This window comes from Embleya sp. NPDC050154 (assembly GCF_044460165.1).
Lineage (GTDB): Bacteria > Actinomycetota > Actinomycetes > Streptomycetales > Streptomycetaceae > Embleya.
Genome location: NZ_JBITJP010000002.1, coordinates 565,292 through 580,315 on the forward strand (window position 1 = coordinate 565,292; position 15,024 = coordinate 580,315).

Here is a 15,024-nt window from a genome sequence, read left to right on the forward strand (position 1 = left end):
GATTCGAAGGAGCCCGCTTCATGGCACCCCCCGCCGAGCCCGTCGACCTCGGCAGCCCCTTCTTCGTCGGCATCGGTGGCGCCGGCATGTCCGGGCTCGCCAAGATCCTCGCGATCCGCGGGGCGCGGGTGTCCGGCAGCGACGCCAAGGACTCCACGCAGGTGCTCGCGCTGCGCCAGCTCGGCTGCACAGTGCACGTGGGCCACGACGCGGCCAACGTGGCCGACGACGTGACCTGTGTGGTCGTGTCGTCCGCGATCCGCGAGAGCAACCCCGAACTGGTCGTCGCGCGCGAGCGCGGCATCCCGATCGTGCACCGCGCGGACGCGCTCGCCCGGCTGATGGACGGACGCCGCTCGGTGGCGGTCGCCGGCACGCACGGCAAGACCACCACGACCAGCATGCTCGCGGTCGGCCTGACCTCGCTGGGTCTGGACCCGTCCTTCGCGATCGGCGCCGACCTCAACGAGGCGGGCAGCAACGCGCATCACGGCTCCGGCAACATCTTCGTGGCCGAGGCGGACGAGAGCGATCGCAGCTTCCACAAGTACGCGCCCGAGGTCGCCGTCGTCCTCAACGTCGAGTTGGACCACCACGCCAACTACGGCTCGCTGGACGACGTCCTGGAGGCGTTCGAGATCTTCGCCGCCCGGATCGTCCCCGGCGGCACCCTGGTGGTGTCCGCCGACGACGCCGGCGCGCTCACTCTGCGCGAGCGGCTCGCGGTGTCCCTGCCGACGCTGAACGTGGTCACCGTCGGCGAGCGCGAGCACGCGGACCTGCGCCTGGTGGAGATCGAGTCGCTCGGTCTGGGCAGCCGGGTCACCGTGCGGGGCAAGGCCGCCGGCGGCGAGTTGGACTTCACCGTCGCGGTGCCCGGTCGGCACAACGCCTCCAACGCGGTGATGGCGCTCGCGGTCGGCCTGGCGCTGGGCGTCGAGCCGCAGCGGATGGCCGAGGGCCTGGGCAACTACCAGGGCGTGCGCCGCCGCTTCCAGCTCAAGGGCGAGGAGAGCGGCATCCGGGTGATCGACTCGTACGCGCACCACCCCACCGAGATCGCCGCCGACCTGGCCACCGCGCGCGGCGCGGTGGGCGCCGGCCGGGTGATCGCGGTCTACCAGCCGCACCTGTTCAGCCGCACGCAGCAGCTCGGCGTCGAGATGGGCCGCGCGCTGGCCGCCGCCGACATCGCGGTGGTGATGGACATCTACGCCGCCCGTGAGGACCCGCAACCCGGCGTTACCAGCAACATCATCGCGCACGCCGCGCTGGACAACGGCGGCCTGGTGCGCACCGAGCACAGCTGGTCCGACGTCGCGGGTTCGGTGGCCGGCCTGGCCCGGCCCGGCGACCTGATCCTGACGATGGGCGCGGGCGACGTCACGCTGCTCGGCCCGGAGATCCTGGACGCGATCCGCGACCGCGCCAACGCCCCGCGCTGAGCCCCGGTCGGCCCGGGTCGACCAACCGCGGTGCCGTGACGTCCCCGAGGGGAACGTCACGGCACCGTTGCGTGTTGGATGTGAACATGGCCTACGAAATCGAGAAGACCGACGACCAGTGGCGGGCCGAGCTGTCCCCCGAGGAGTTCCGGGTGCTGCGCCAGGCGGGCACCGAGCGCGCCTGGACGGGCGAGTACACCGAGACCAAGACGACCGGCGTCTACCGCTGTCGGGCGTGCCGGGCCGAGCTGTTCCGTTCCGACACCAAGTTCGACAGCCACTGCGGGTGGCCGTCCTTCTACGCGCCGCTGGCCGAGGACCGGGTCGAGTACATCGAGGACTCCTCGATGGGCATGACCCGGGTCGAGGTGCGCTGCAAGAGCTGCGGCTCGCATCTGGGACACGTCTTCGAGGGCGAGGGCTACGGGACGCCGACCGACCAGCGCTACTGCATCAACTCCATCTCGCTGACCCTGGAACCCGACCCGGCGGTGTGACGCGCGCTGCCGCGGCCTTCCCGGCCGCGGCACCGGCCTCGTCCGCGCCGGCGGCGGCCGCGCGAGGCGCCGGTCAAACATGCTTTCGGGTGGTGCGGCAAAGGTCACATCGCCCCACGCGGACCGTGTTCGTCCACTAAGCCTGTGGACCATGAATCCGTGGTTGCCACCCCTCGCGTACTCGGTCTGGACGGCGCTCGTGCTCGGCGTCGCCATCGGGTCCGCCCGGCGCGGCGGCCGGCGGGCGAACAAACGGCGCCTGGCCGAACTGGGTCCGACCGAGTACGCGTTCGTGTCCGGCGGCGCCGCCCGCGCGGCGGACGTGTCGATCCTGATTCTGCTCGGCACCGACGGCCTGCACGTGAGCCGGGACGGGCAGGTCGTCGCCACCCGCACACCCGAGCCTGGCGCGGCGTCGGACGCGCCGCTGCGGGTGCTGGACGAGGAGTACGGCGGCCTGCCGCTGCGCGAACTGCGCACGCGGGTGGCCGCCTCGGCGGAGATCCAGGCGATCGGCGCCTCGCTGTTCGCGGACGGTCTGGTCGCGCCGCCGGACGCGCGGGCACGCCGACTGCCCCGCTGGGCGCTGTTCGCGACCATCCCGCTGGGTGTGGCCACCGCCGTGGCGGGCTTCGTGGGCGCCGACGACGGGGCGGCGAGCGCGCTGCCGTGGGTGGGCCTGCTGCTCGCGGTGATCGGGGTCCAGGCCTGCGTCGCGGGCCTGCTGCTGCTCGGCGTGTTCGGTGAGCGGGTGGTGCCCACCGCGCCGACCGCGCGCCGGCTGATCCGGGTGCGCCGGGACGAGGCGGCGGTGGCGGCGCTGGGCGCCGACGGGATCGGCGCGGTCGCGCTGTGGGGTCTGGACCGCTACCCCGACCCGGTGGTCAAGCAGATCTTCCGCCGCAACGCGCCCACCCCCGGCAACCGGGACCCGGGCTCGGCGTGGTGCGGCGGCACGTCCTGCGCGTCCCCGCAGGGCGCCCGGGCGGGCTCCTGCGGCGGCAGCGCGGACGGCTGCGGCGGGTAGCGCCCGACCGCGGTTCCCGTCCGGGGTTCCCGGTCCCGGGCGAACCGAGGGAACTCCGCCTGTTTCGGACCGGGACGGGCCCGTCATGCTGGGCGTATGCGGACAGCGGTGGGAATCGGATGGCGGCCGGAGATCGACCTGACCGTCGAGCGCCTGGCCGGCGTCGACTTCGTCGAGGTGGTCGCCGAGAACGTGTGTGTGGAGCACCTGCCGGAGTCGTTGCGGGTGTTGCGCGCGCGGGGAGTGGAGGTGATCCCGCACGGGGTCGGCCTCGGGCTCGCGGGCGCGGACCGGCCCGACCCGGCGCGACTGGCCCGGCTGGCGGAGGTCGCCGAGGCGCTGGGGTCGCCGCTGGTCAGCGAGCACCTGGCGTTCGTCCGCGCGGGCGGCATGGAGGCCGGCCACCTGCTGCCCGCGCCGATGACCCGGGACGCGCTCGAGGTGGTCGTGGAGAACGTGCGGATCGCCCAGGAATCACTGCCGGTCCCGCTCGCCCTGGAGAACCCGGCGACGCTGCTGTCCTGGCCCGGCAACGAGATGAGCGAGGCGCGGTTCCTGACCGAGTTGGTCGAGCGCACCGGCGTGCGGCTGCTGATCGACGTGGCCAACCTGCACACCGAACGGGTCAACCACGGCCTGGACCCGGCCGCCGCGCTGGTCGAACTGCCGCTGGAGGCGGTCGAGTACGTGCACGTCGCCGGTGGCGTCGAGCGCGGCGGCCTGTGGCACGACACGCACGCGCACCCGGTGACCGCGCCGATCCTCGAGGTGCTGGAGATGTTGTGCGCGCTGCGCCCGCCGCCGCGCGTGTTGCTGGAGCGCGACTCCGACTTCCCGCCCGCCGGCGAGATGGCCGCCGAACTGGCCGCGATCCGCGCGGTGGTCGACCGTACGGCGGTGCGCTCGTGAGCGCGCGCGAGCGGCTGGCCCGGCAGCAGAGCGAGTTGCTCGCGGCGCTGGTCGCGGGCGGGCCCACGCCGGCCGGCTTCGATCCGGACCGGGTGCGCGCACAGGCGCGCGCGCTGGCCGCCAAGCGGCGCGACTCGGCGCTGCGCGCGGTGCCCGAGCTGGCGACGGCCCTGGGCCCGCGCTGGCCGGGCGAGTTCGTCACGTGGGCCCTGGTGCACCCGAAGCCGGCGGACGGCGGCACCCGTGCGGACGTGCACGCGTTCGCGGCCCACCTGTGGGAGCGCGACGCGCTGCCGGCCGCGCTGGCCGAGGTGTTCATCCCGCGCGAGCCGTCCCGGTGGGGCCGGTGGCGGGCACGGCTCGGGCTCCGCCCGTGGACGCGCGACCGGTAGGTACGAGCAGGCGATCACGCACAGAGGGTGGGTGGCATGACCTGGTTCATGGTGGTTCCGTTCGTCATCGCGGGCACGTGCGCGCTGGTGGCGAGCCTGAGCGTCCGGGCGGCGGCCAGACGGCGGATGCGCCGCACGTTCGGCCGGCCGTACGGGTCCGCCGGCGGCCGGCCGGCCGGCGGGTCGTGGTTCGGCCCCCACCCCGGCTCCGGCCCGCCCCCCGGCCAGTGGTCGCCGGGCCCGAACCCGTTCGACGGATACGGCACGCACCACTCGCCCGGGCACCATTCGCCCGGCCCCGACTGGCAGGGGCACCACTCGCACGGCCACCACGCCTCGTGCGGTGGGAACTCCTCGTGCGGCGGGAGCGGGGGCTCCTCGTGTTCGAGCGGCTCGTCCTGTTCGAGCGGGTCCTCGTGCTCCGGCGGGTCTTCGTGTTCGAGCGGGTCCTCGTGTTCGAGCAGCTCGTCCTAGGTACCGGCGCCCCGAGGCGGTCGGGCCGATCGTGGCCGCCCGACCGCCGCACGGGGACGACTCAGGCCAGACCGGCGAGCAGCTCGCCGACCGGGTGCCGGCGACCGGTGTAGAACGGCACCTCCTCGCGCACGTGCCGACGGGTCTCCGAACCGCGCAGGTGCCGCATCAGGTCGACGATGCGGTGCAGTTCGTCGGCCTCGAAGGCGAGGATCCACTCGTAGTCGCCGAGCGCGAACGAGGGCACCGTGTTGGCCCGCACATCCGGGAAGCCGCGCGCCATCTTCCCGTGCTCCGCGAGCAGCCGACGGCGCTCGTCGTCCTCCAGCAGGTACCACTCGTACGAGCGCACGAACGGGTACACCGCGACGTAGTCGCGCGGGGTCTCGTCGGCCAGGAAGGCCGGGATGTGACTCTTGTTGAACTCGGCCGGGCGGTGCAGCGCCATGTTCGACCACACCGGCTCCAGCAGCCGCCCCAGACCGGTGCGGCGGAAGCGGTTGTACGCCTCCTGGAGCGAGTCCGAGTCCTCGGCGTGCCACCAGATCATGATGTCCGCGTCGGCGCGCAGGCCGGAGACGTCGTAGGTACCGCGCACCACGACGTCCTTGTCCAGCAGCTGCTCGAACAATTGCTCGACCTCGCCGGCCAGGCCGGCCCGGCCGCCGGGCAGCGGCTCACGGAGCCGGAAGACCGACCACATCGTGTACCTGATCACCTGGTTGAGGTCGCGGGCCTTGCGGCGCGCCGGCGTGGGGGCGCCCTCGGCCTCCAGGACGTCGTCGGTGAGCGCGGCCTCGATCACGGCTGCGGCGGCGTCGACCGGTTCCGGGGTGTTCTCCGCGGTGCTTTGCGTCATGGGTCGATTCTCTCTCCCCCGTGTCCGAGCTCAGCGCACGGGGCGCGCGAGCGGCTTCGCGAGCTGCGCCAGCACGTCGGCCGCGGCCGACGTCGCGCTCGCCACACACGCCGGAATGCCCACGCCCTCGTACACCGCGCCGCACACCGCGAGCCGGGGCAGCCGCTCCACCGCGTCGCGCACGCACGCGATCCGACCGAGATGGCCCACCGCGTACTGCGGCAACCCCCCGCCCCAGCGGGTGACCTTCGTGTCGATCGGCTCGGCCATCGGGCCGATCGCGTCGCGCAGGTCGGCGAGCGAGTCGGCGACCAGGTCCGCGTCCTCGCGTTGCAGCACGGCCTCCTCGCCGGCCCGCCCGAGCGAGGTACGCAGCACGAACGTCTCCGGATCCGCGTCGGCGATCCAGCCCCACTTGTTGGACGCGAAGGTGCTCGCCTTGATCCGCCGGCCGTCGATCGGCGGGACCAGGAACCCGCTGCCCTCGGGCACCGTCGCCAGGTCGGCGCGCCGGAACGCGAGGGTGACCAGGGCCATTCCGGCGTACTCGATGGAGGACAGTTCGACCGCCGCGACCGTCGAGTGCGGGCGCAGCAGCCGGGCGGCGGGCGCGGCCGGCACCGCGAGCACCACGGCGTCCGCCTCTATCGGCACCGGCGCGCTGGTCGGTCCGGTGACCAGTCGCCAGCCGGTCGGCGTACGCTCCAGCGCGCGCACCGTGGTCCGGGTCCGGATCTCGCCGCGCCCGGTCGCCACCACCGCGCCCGCGACCGCGACCGGCAACCGCCCGACACCCCCTCGGATGCCCATGAACACCGGGCCGCCCGGTCGCTCGGCGGCCCGCTCCAGCAGCCCGCGCACACCCGCGACCAGCGACCCGCCGCCGCGCGCGAACGGCAGCAGTTGCGGGACCGCCGCGGCCAGCGAGATGTCGTAGGAATTGCCCGCGTACACCCCGCCCAGCAGCGGCTCGACCAGCCGGTCCACCACCTCGTGGCCGACCCGCTCGGCCACGTAGCGGCCCACCGAGACGTCGTCCTCGTAGCGGTGCGGCGCCAGCGCGTGGTCCAGCGGGATCCGGGCCAGGCCCGCGGGCGACAACACCCCGCTCGCGGCCAGTGGTTCCAGGTCGCCGGGCACACCCATCACGTGCCCGCGCGGCATCGGCCGCAACGCCCCGCGCGTCCACAACGACGCGGTCGCGGTGCTCGGCGGGCGCAGGTCCGCGGCCAGACCGACCTCGCGCGCGAGGTCGATCGACTCGGTGCGCCGGGCCAGCATCGACTCGGCGCCCTCGTCCACCGCGACGCCGGCGATGGTGCCGGCGTGCAGCTTGCCGCCGACCCGGGCGGAGCCCTCGAGCACCGTGACGGTCAGCCCCGGATCGCCGTCCCGGAGCAGAACCCAGGCGGCCGTGAGACCGGCGATTCCGCCACCCACGACGACGACATGACGACCGTTTTCCACCGGCGAACTGTCCACACCGCACCTTCTCACGAGCATCGTCCCGGGCACGGAACCGGTCACGGCTCGGCACCGTCCCATCACCGACTTCGAGGGGGACCGAGATGAGCGCACGACACGCGAGACGCACGGGCCCGGTGCTCGCGACCGCCGTGGCCGCGGTGCTGGTGGTGGGCGGGTGCAGCGGCGACGGTTCGGGCGGCAAGGACCGCTCCGGATCCGGATCCAAGCCGGCGGCGGGCGCGGCGGAGGCGGCGGCGCCCGCGGCGCCCGGCGCGCCCGGCGGCAAGGCCGCCCCGAACCCGGCCGTCGACCCGGCCGCCGGGCAGCGCAAGGTGGTGCTGACCGGCGACCTGCGGATACGGGTGCCCGACCTCGATCGCGCCACCGCCGACGCACAGGCCGTCGCCCGGGCACGCGGCGGCCTGGTCACCGACGAACGCACCACCCGCTCGAGCGATCGGGACGCGAGCAGGACGGACACCGCGACCACCACGCTCACCCTCAAGGTCCCGCCGACCGAGTTCGATCGGGCGTTGGACGAACTGAGCCGGATCGGCAAGGTGGTCAACCGGCAACGCACCGCCAAGGACGTCACCGACGAGGTCGTGGACGTGAACAGCCGGATCGACTCGCAGCGCCGCAGCTTGGAGCGCACCAGACAACTGATGGACAGGGCCGACACGATCGCCGACATCGTCACCCTGGAGAGCGAGTTGACCCGCCGCGAGGCGGACCTGGAGTCGCTGCTCAAGCGGCAGCAGGCGCTCACCGCGCAGACCGACCTGTCGACGATCACGATCACGATCGGCAGCGACCCGAAACAGGCGGCGGCCGAACCGAAGGACGACGACGACGGCTTCACCGGCGCGGTCGGCGACGCGTGGTCGGCGGGCTGGCACGGTCTGGCCGGCACCGGCCGGGTGATCGCGATCGTGCTGGCGGCGGTCTTCCCGTTCGCGCTGATCCTGATCGCGGTCTGGCTGCTCGACCGCTTCACGGGCCGCCGACTGCGCCGACTGCGCCCCCTGCGCCGCACCCGACCCCCGGCACCGGCCTGGCTCGGCTCGACCGCGCCGATGCCACCGACTCCGCCGATCGTGTCCGCCCGACCCGAGCCGTCGACCCCCGCCACCCGGGAGGAGCCGCCCGAGCCGCGACCGTAGCCGCTCCCGCGAGCGCCGGCCGAGGTCGCCTCGACCCCTCCGGCGCTCGACGCGAGAGCGCCCTACCGCGCGCTGACCTCGTGCACGTGCGCCACGATGCGCGTGAGCACCTCGGGGTCGGTGTTCGGCAGGACGCCGTGCCCGAGGTTGAAGATGTGCCCCTCGGCCGCGCGGCCGGCGGCGAGCACCTCGTCGGTCTTGGTCCGCACCGCGTCCCACGGCGCGAACACCACCGCCGAATCCAGGTTGCCCTGCAGCGCCTTGCCCGGCCCCACCCGGGTCACCGCCTCGTCCAGCGGAATGCGCCAGTCGACGCCGACCACGTCGGCCCCGGCCTCGCCGAACATGCGCAGCAGTTCCCCGGTACCGACGCCGAAGTGGATCCGCGGCACGCCGTAGTGCTCGACCGAGGCCAACACCTTCGTGCTGGCCGGCAGCACCGACGCCCGGTAGTCGGCGGCGGACAGCGCGCCGGCCCACGAGTCGAACAGTTGGATCGCCGACGCGCCCGCCTCGATCTGCACCTTCAGGAACGCCGAGGTGATCTGTGCGAGCCGGTCCACCAGGTCGGCCCAAAGCTGCGGGTCGCCGTACATCAGCGCCTTGGTGCGCTCGTGGTTCTTCGACGGACCGCCCTCGACGAGGTAGCTCGCCAGCGTGAACGGCGCACCGGCGAAGCCGATCAGCGGTGTGCCGCCGAGTTCGCCGACGAGTTGGCCGACCGCCTCGGTGATGTAGGGGACGTCCTCCGGCGTCAGGTCGCGCAACTGCGCGAGGTCGGCGCGCGAGCGGATCGGGTTCGCGACCACGGGGCCGACGCCGGGCTTGATGTCGAGGTCGACGCCGATCGCCTTGAGCGGGACGACGATGTCGCTGAAGAAGATCGCCGCGTCCACGCCGTGCCGGCGCACCGGTTGCAGGGTGATCTCGGTGACCATGTCCGGCAGCGTGCACGATTCGAGCATCGCGGTGCCCTCGCGCAGCTTGCGGTACTCGGGCAGCGAACGACCCGCCTGGCGCATGAACCACACCGGGGTGTGCGGGACGGGTTCACGTCGGCAGGCCCGCAGGAAGGCCGAGTCTCGGACGGTGGCGTGCGGAAGGCTCGTTTCGGTCACATCCGCCATCGTCCCAGACGCACCCGGACGGCCCAGACCGAGCACCCCCGCCCGGCGCGTCGCCCGGGCCTGGCGACCCCGGCGCGGCCTAGGCTGCCAGGCATGGCAGCAGTCGGCGAGACCGAGGAGCCCGAGGAGTTCCGGCAGGCGCTGGCCGGATGGCGGACCGCGATCCTGCGCCCGGAGATCGTCCTGGAGGAGATGTCCCGGCCGCGCGGCCTGGCCCCCTTCTCCGCGGCGTTCGCGGCCGAGGTGGCCCTGGGCGAGGACGAGGACGAACTGGCCGGCGGCCGGATCGTGCTGCTGCACGACCCGGCGGGCCACGAGGCCTGGGAGGGAACGTTCCGCGTGGTCACCATGACGCGCGCCGAACTCGAACCCGAGCTGGCCATGGACCCGCTGCTGCCCGAGGTCGGCTGGACCTGGCTGACCGAGTCCCTGCACGCCGTCGGCGCCGCCTATCGGGCCCCCAGCGGCACCGTCAGTCGCAGTACGTCGCAGGGTTTCGGCGGGCTTTCCGGGCAGATCGCCCGCACCGAGATCGAGGTGCGGGCATCCTGGACGCCGGCCGACGACGAGTTGTTGCCGCACCTGTTGGCGTGGACCGAACTCATGTGCACGTGCGCGGGTTTGCCGCCGGTGGTTTCCGGCGAGGGGGTGGTGGCCATACCGCGCCGGCCCTCGCGACCCGGTTCCTGACACGCCGGGTCCGCATCACGAGACCTCACGGTCACACACCCGGGTCAACGTCGCATAACGGATTTGGATCTTCCTCTAAAGCCGAGCGCCATATGTGCCGAAGGACAGGGTGACCACCCCGAAGGAGTAGCTGGTCGGGCCGCTTCTTCGGGAATCGCGATCACTGCGCAGGAGGCCCGGTGTCGGTACTTCTCGATCACCCTGCAAACCTGCTTGCCTACCGTCCTTCCAAGCCCACGGCAATGGTTGTCGTCGCGGACCCTCGGGTTCGTGACGCGGTCATCCGCCACCTGTGGGCCCTCGGTGTACGCGACGTCGTCGGGGCGTCGACCATCGCCGAGGCTCGATCCCGTGCCGGCACGCCGCGCGACCTGTGTGTCGCCGACGTGCACCTGCCGGACGGCTCCGGACTCACGCTTCTCACCGAGATGCGCGCGTCCGGTTGGCCGAACGGCTTGGCACTCTCCGCAGCCGACGACATCGGTGCCGTCCGTTCCGCGCTTGCCGCGGGCGTTCGGGGCTATGTCGTGACCGGCGCGCGAGCGGGACTGAACCCTGGACACGCACGGCAAGCGGGAATGCACCACGGGATGCCCCAGGCAAACCGCATGCGTCCGTCGGAACAGCGCGGGACGGAGCCCGGCTCCGGCGTCCGGGAGCTTTCGGCGCGCGAGATCGAGGTCCTGCGCCTCGTCGCGGAGGGCCGGTCCAACAAGGCGATCGGCCAGGCGATGGGCCTGTCGGCGCTGACGGTCAAGAGCCATCTCGCCCGCATCGCCCGCAAGATGGGCACGGGCGACCGTGCCGGCATGGTGGCCCTCGCGTTGCGGGCGGGCATCATCAGCTGACGCAGGTCGGCCGAGCATCAGGACACCTCATCAGGTACGGCCCAATCCCGGCGGGTGGACCCACCCGCCGGGATTCGGCATGTGGCGCCGCGCCCGAGACAGGTGGTCCCGCCGCCGAGCCGGCGGGCCGATTCCGACTCCCCGGCACGTCCCGGATGTTTCGCGCCGGCTGATTTTGTGCGGTTTCCACCCGCCGTACACCCCCCGTGGCGCGCCCACCTTGGCGGGGACCTGCCCGATCGGGTGGACGGGCGGGTTATTTTGGTGGGGTGACCGACGCCTCCTTCGAAACCTCATCCGAACTTCCGGCGCCGGTCCCCCCGGCGCCGGTCCCTCTACTGGCACCTCGTGAGGGCGTACCGCCGGTCGTGGCGGATCCGCGGGCGCTCGCCGAGACCGTCGCCGCCTTCGCCGCCGGAGCGGGACCGGTCGCCGTCGACGCCGAACGGGCGTCGGGCTATCGCTACGGACAACGCGCGTATCTGATCCAACTGCGTCGGGCCGGCGCGGGCAGCGCCCTGGTCGACCCCGCCGCGTGCCCGGACCTGTCCGAATTGGGCGCGGCCATCGTCGACGCCGAATGGGTCCTGCACGCGGCCTCCCAGGACCTGCCGTGCCTGGCCGAGGTCGGTATGGTGCCGCGACGGATCTTCGACACCGAGCTGGCCGGCCGGTTGGCCGCCTTCCCCCGGGTGGGACTGGGCGCGATGGTCGAGACCGTGCTCGGCTTCTCGTTGGAGAAGGGGCACTCGGCGGTGGACTGGTCCACCCGGCCGCTGCCCGAGCCGTGGCTGCGCTATGCGGCGCTGGACGTCGAGGTGCTGATCGAGCTGCGCGACGAGCTCGAAGCCGTCCTGATCGAGCAGGGCAAGCTGGACTGGGCCCTGCAGGAGTTCGCCGCGATCGCCGCCGCGCCGCCGCCGGCGCCTCGGGTGGACCCGTGGCGACGCACGTCCGGGCTGCACCGCGTGCGGCGGCGCCGCCAGCTCGCGATCGTGCGCTCGCTGTGGCTGGCCCGGGACGCCATCGCGCGGCAGAAGGACGTCTCGCCGGGCCGGGTCATCCCGGACGGCGCGATCGTCGAGGCCGCGCTCGCCGGGCCTGCCTCGGTGGCCGCGCTGCTCGCGCTGCCCGGCTTCACCGGTCGCGACAGTCGGCGTCAGGCCGGGGTGTGGCTGGCCGCGATCGAGCAGGCCCGGGCGCTGCCCGAGGTCGAACTGCCGATGTCCACGTTGCCGCACGAGGGCCCGCCGCCGGCCCGGGCATGGACGGACAAGGACCCGGCCGCCGCGGAGCGCCTGACCGCCGCCAAGACGGCCGTGGCGGCCATCGCGGACGAGCACACGCTGCCCACCGAGAACCTGCTCGCGCCGGACTACGTGCGCCGGCTCGCCTGGGCCCCGCCCGCGGCTCCCACCGCCGACGCGGTCGCCGACGTACTGCGCGCGTTCGGTGCCCGGTCCTGGCAGATCGGCCTGACCGCGCACGCGCTGTCCGGCGCGTTCCTGCGACTGGCCGCGCACGCCGCCAACGGCACGAGCGCCTGACGGCTACGGCCGTACGGCCGTGCACCGGGCGCGCCCCGCCCGGTGCACGCACCCCGGTGTCGAGCAGCGCCCGGCGTCGGCCCGCCGCCCGCGCTTCGCCGCCTGTGCGTGCCCGGACACCCTTACCGGGGCTTTGCTTTGCCCGCATTGACGCCGGAACCGCCGGGTGGTTTGGTTAGCCTCGCCTAAATTTCAACATTTGTTCGAGTCGTGGGGTGGCCTGTGTTCGCCAACTATCTGATTGGCCTGCGCGAGGGCCTGGAGGCGGCCCTCGTGGTCAGCATCCTGATCGCCTATCTCGTCAAGAGCGAGCGCCGGGACGCGCTGCCCGCGGTCTGGCTCGGGGTCGGCGCCGCGGTGGCACTGAGCGTCGCGCTCGAGGCGACCCTCGAACTGACCTCGGCCGAGATGACGTTCAAGCAGCAGGAGTTGTTCGGCGGGTCGTTGTCGATCCTCGCGGTGCTGCTGGTGACCTGGATGATCTTCTGGATGCGGCGCACCTCGCACGCGCTCAGGGCGCAATTGCAGGGCCGGCTCGACCAGGCGCTCGCGATGGGTACCGGCGCGCTGGTGACCACCGCGTTCCTGTCCGTGGGCCGCGAGGGCCTGGAAACCGCGGTGATCGTGTGGGGCACCGCCCGCTCCACCGGCGAGAACACCGACCCGATGATCGGCGTCGCCCTCGGTCTGGCCACCGCCGTCGTCCTGGGCTACCTCTTCTACGCCGGCGCCGTCCGGATCAACCTCGCGAAGTTCTTCCTGTGGACCGGCGCCGGCCTCGTCGTCGTCGCCGCCGGCGTCCTGGCCTACGGCGTCCACGACCTCCAGGAGGCCGACTTCGTCCCCGGCCTCAACAACCGCGCCTTCGACATCACCGACACCATCCCCCCGGACAGCTGGTACGGCACCCTCTTCAAGGGCATCCTCAACTTCCAGCCCGACCCCACCGTCCTCCAGGTCGCCGTCTGGCTCGCGTATCTGGTCCCCGTGATGGCCCTGTTCCTCTTCCTCCCCAAGGGCGACGGCAAGAGCAGGACACCGGCGGCCGGCCTGGAAACCCCGGCCACCGCCTGAGCAAGGACCACACCACGGCGAAGGGCCCGATCCGTACCTCGGATCGGGCCCTTCGCGGCAACGCCCACAGGACGGTGGGGCAGGCCGGGAGACGTACCGCGCGCGGTGGCGTGGCACGGTCGCCGCGGGTCAGCCGAACAGCGCCTTCCCCCAGTGGTCGTCCGCGCCGCGCACCCCGCCGGGACACGCGAACAGGGCCGAACCCACGTGCTGGATGTACTCGTTCATCGTGTCGTTGGCCGCGAGGTGCTGCTGGAGCGGGATGAAGCCCTTGCGCGGGTCGCGCTGGTAGGCCAGGAAGAACAGACCCGCCTCGAGCCGGCCGAGCCCGTCCGAGCCGTCCACGAACGAGTAGCCGCGGCGCAGGATGGTCGCGCCGTTGTTCGAGTCGGGATGCGACAGCCGTACGTGCGAGTTCTCCGGCAGCGCCTTGAGCGGGACCACGTCGTGTTCGCCGGTCGCGCCGTGCGGCGCGCCGACGCCCTTGGAGCGGCCGATGATGTCCTGTTGCTCCGCGAGCGAGGTCCGGTCCCAGGTCTCGATGTGCATCCGGATCCGGCGGGCGACCAGGTAGGACCCGCCGGTCATCCAGTCCGGACCCTCGCCGGCCGGCACCCACACGTGCTCGCGCAGTCGCTCGGTCTCGGTGCCGGCGATGTTGCGGGTGCCGTCCTTGAAGCCGAACAGATTGCGCGGCGTCATCGCCTCGGGCGTGGTCGAGGAGGTCTTGCCGAAACCCAACTGGGACCAGCGCACCGACACCACGCCGAAGCCGATCCGGGCCAGGTTGCGGATCGCGTGCACCGCCACCTGCGGGTCGTCCGCGCAGGCCTGCACGGCGATGTCGCCGCCGGAGCGCTGCGGGTCGAGCTTGTCGCCGGGGAACAGGGGCAGTTCGGCGAGCGCCTCGGGCTTCCTCGCGGCGATCCCGAACCGGTCCTTGCCGTCCTTGTCGAACAGCGAGGGCCCGAACCCGACGGTGAGCGTGAGGTTGTTCGGCGGCAACCCCACCGCCTCGCCGGTGTCGTCCGGCGGCGACTGTGGGACGCCGCTGTCCGCGCCGGTCCCGATCGCCTTCCCGGTGGTCATCGCGGCCGCGGCCGCGGTCCACTGCCGGAGCATCCTGACCAGCTTGGCGCGGTCGTCGGTGATCACGTCGAACACGCAGAAGTGCAGCCGGTCCTGGACCGGGGTGGCGATGCCCGCCTGGTTGACGCCGTAAAAGTCCACCGCGCCCGTCGGTTCGTCGGCCGACGTGTCGTCGATGCCGGTGACCGCGGTGGCCACCCCGCCGGCTGTCGCGGCGCCGACCACGAGCGCGCCGCCGGTCCAACCCAGCAGGGCCCGTCGACTGAAACCGTCACCCGACGGCTCGACCGTCTCGGTGTCGTGCTCGATCTCGGTCATGGGCCCTCCCTATGGCGTTTGTTGCGACCGGACGTCGTGCCGCGACCGGCCGTATTGCGACCGCACGTTTCGATACGGCCGGCCGCTTCGGCGCGGCC

14 protein-coding genes are annotated in these 15,024 nt (G+C 73.0%); 10 read left to right on the plus strand and 4 right to left on the minus strand.

The features are described 5' to 3' along the window. Nucleotides 1-20 precede the first annotated feature (20 nt). The 5 genes from murC (at nt 21) to ACIBSV_RS06135 (ending at nt 4,270) form a co-directional block, all read left to right on the plus strand. Nucleotides 21-1,445 (plus strand): UDP-N-acetylmuramate--L-alanine ligase, encoded by a 1,425-nt coding sequence (gene murC, locus ACIBSV_RS06115; RefSeq protein WP_395859772.1) that lies wholly within the window; start codon nt 21-23, stop codon nt 1,443-1,445. 86 nt (nt 1,446-1,531) lie between these two features. Further along, the gene (gene msrB / locus ACIBSV_RS06120) at nt 1,532-1,942 is read left to right on the plus strand and encodes a peptide-methionine (R)-S-oxide reductase MsrB (protein ID WP_395859773.1); all 411 of its coding nucleotides are present in this window, start codon (nt 1,532-1,534) and stop codon (nt 1,940-1,942) included. Nucleotides 1,943-2,093: 151 nt separating this feature from the next. Next, a complete protein-coding gene (locus ACIBSV_RS06125; RefSeq protein WP_395859774.1) occupies nt 2,094-2,969 on the plus strand; it encodes a TIGR04222 domain-containing membrane protein in 876 nt (291 codons plus the stop codon). 96 nt (nt 2,970-3,065) lie between these two features. After that, nucleotides 3,066-3,878, plus strand: coding sequence for a DUF692 domain-containing protein (locus tag ACIBSV_RS06130; RefSeq protein ID WP_395859775.1), 813 nt, complete (start codon nt 3,066-3,068; stop codon nt 3,876-3,878). Continuing rightward, nucleotides 3,875-4,270 carry a hypothetical protein gene (locus ACIBSV_RS06135; protein ID WP_395859776.1) on the plus strand — a complete coding sequence of 132 codons (396 nt, stop codon included), beginning with the start codon at nt 3,875-3,877 and terminating at the stop codon, nt 4,268-4,270. Before ACIBSV_RS06130 ends, ACIBSV_RS06135 begins: the two co-directional genes overlap by 4 nt. A gap of 535 nt (nt 4,271-4,805) precedes the next feature. Here the strand turns inward: ACIBSV_RS06135 and hemQ are convergent. Then, a complete protein-coding gene (hemQ, locus tag ACIBSV_RS06140; protein ID WP_395859777.1) occupies nt 4,806-5,603 on the minus strand; it encodes a hydrogen peroxide-dependent heme synthase in 798 nt (265 codons plus the stop codon). A gap of 30 nt (nt 5,604-5,633) precedes the next feature. After that, nucleotides 5,634-7,106, minus strand: coding sequence for a protoporphyrinogen oxidase (gene hemG / locus ACIBSV_RS06145; protein WP_395859927.1), 1,473 nt, complete (start codon nt 7,104-7,106; stop codon nt 5,634-5,636). A 65-nt stretch (nt 7,107-7,171) separates the two neighbouring features. Here hemG and ACIBSV_RS06150 point away from each other — a divergent pair, with 65 nt between their 5' ends. Beyond that, nucleotides 7,172-8,233: a DUF4349 domain-containing protein gene (locus tag ACIBSV_RS06150; RefSeq protein WP_395859778.1), complete on the plus strand. Its 1,062-nt coding sequence runs from the start codon at nt 7,172-7,174 to the stop codon at nt 8,231-8,233. A 62-nt stretch (nt 8,234-8,295) separates the two neighbouring features. Here the strand turns inward: ACIBSV_RS06150 and hemE are convergent, their stop codons facing one another. Then, a complete protein-coding gene (gene hemE, locus ACIBSV_RS06155; protein WP_395859779.1) occupies nt 8,296-9,360 on the minus strand; it encodes a uroporphyrinogen decarboxylase in 1,065 nt (354 codons plus the stop codon). A gap of 93 nt (nt 9,361-9,453) precedes the next feature. Here hemE and ACIBSV_RS06160 point away from each other — a divergent pair, with 93 nt between their 5' ends. The 4 genes from ACIBSV_RS06160 to efeU all read left to right on the plus strand — a co-directional run bounded on the left by ACIBSV_RS06160 (nt 9,454) and on the right by efeU (nt 13,519). Next, nucleotides 9,454-10,050, plus strand: coding sequence for a DUF3000 domain-containing protein (locus tag ACIBSV_RS06160; RefSeq protein ID WP_395859780.1), 597 nt, complete (start codon nt 9,454-9,456; stop codon nt 10,048-10,050). Between the two features lie 179 nt (nt 10,051-10,229). Then, nucleotides 10,230-10,898, plus strand: coding sequence for a response regulator transcription factor (locus ACIBSV_RS06165; RefSeq protein ID WP_078974877.1), 669 nt, complete (start codon nt 10,230-10,232; stop codon nt 10,896-10,898). Between the two features lie 269 nt (nt 10,899-11,167). Continuing rightward, a complete protein-coding gene (locus tag ACIBSV_RS06170) occupies nt 11,168-12,445 on the plus strand; it encodes an HRDC domain-containing protein (protein WP_395859781.1) in 1,278 nt (425 codons plus the stop codon). Nucleotides 12,446-12,667: 222 nt separating this feature from the next. After that, complete coding sequence (gene efeU / locus ACIBSV_RS06175; RefSeq protein WP_395859782.1) at nt 12,668-13,519, plus strand: iron uptake transporter permease EfeU; 852 nt, start codon at nt 12,668-12,670, stop codon at nt 13,517-13,519. A 129-nt stretch (nt 13,520-13,648) separates the two neighbouring features. Here the strand turns inward: efeU and efeB are convergent, their stop codons facing one another. Further along, nucleotides 13,649-14,926 carry an iron uptake transporter deferrochelatase/peroxidase subunit gene (gene efeB, locus ACIBSV_RS06180; protein ID WP_395859783.1) on the minus strand — a complete coding sequence of 426 codons (1,278 nt, stop codon included), beginning with the start codon at nt 14,924-14,926 and terminating at the stop codon, nt 13,649-13,651. Between the last annotated feature and the right edge of the window lie 98 nt (nt 14,927-15,024).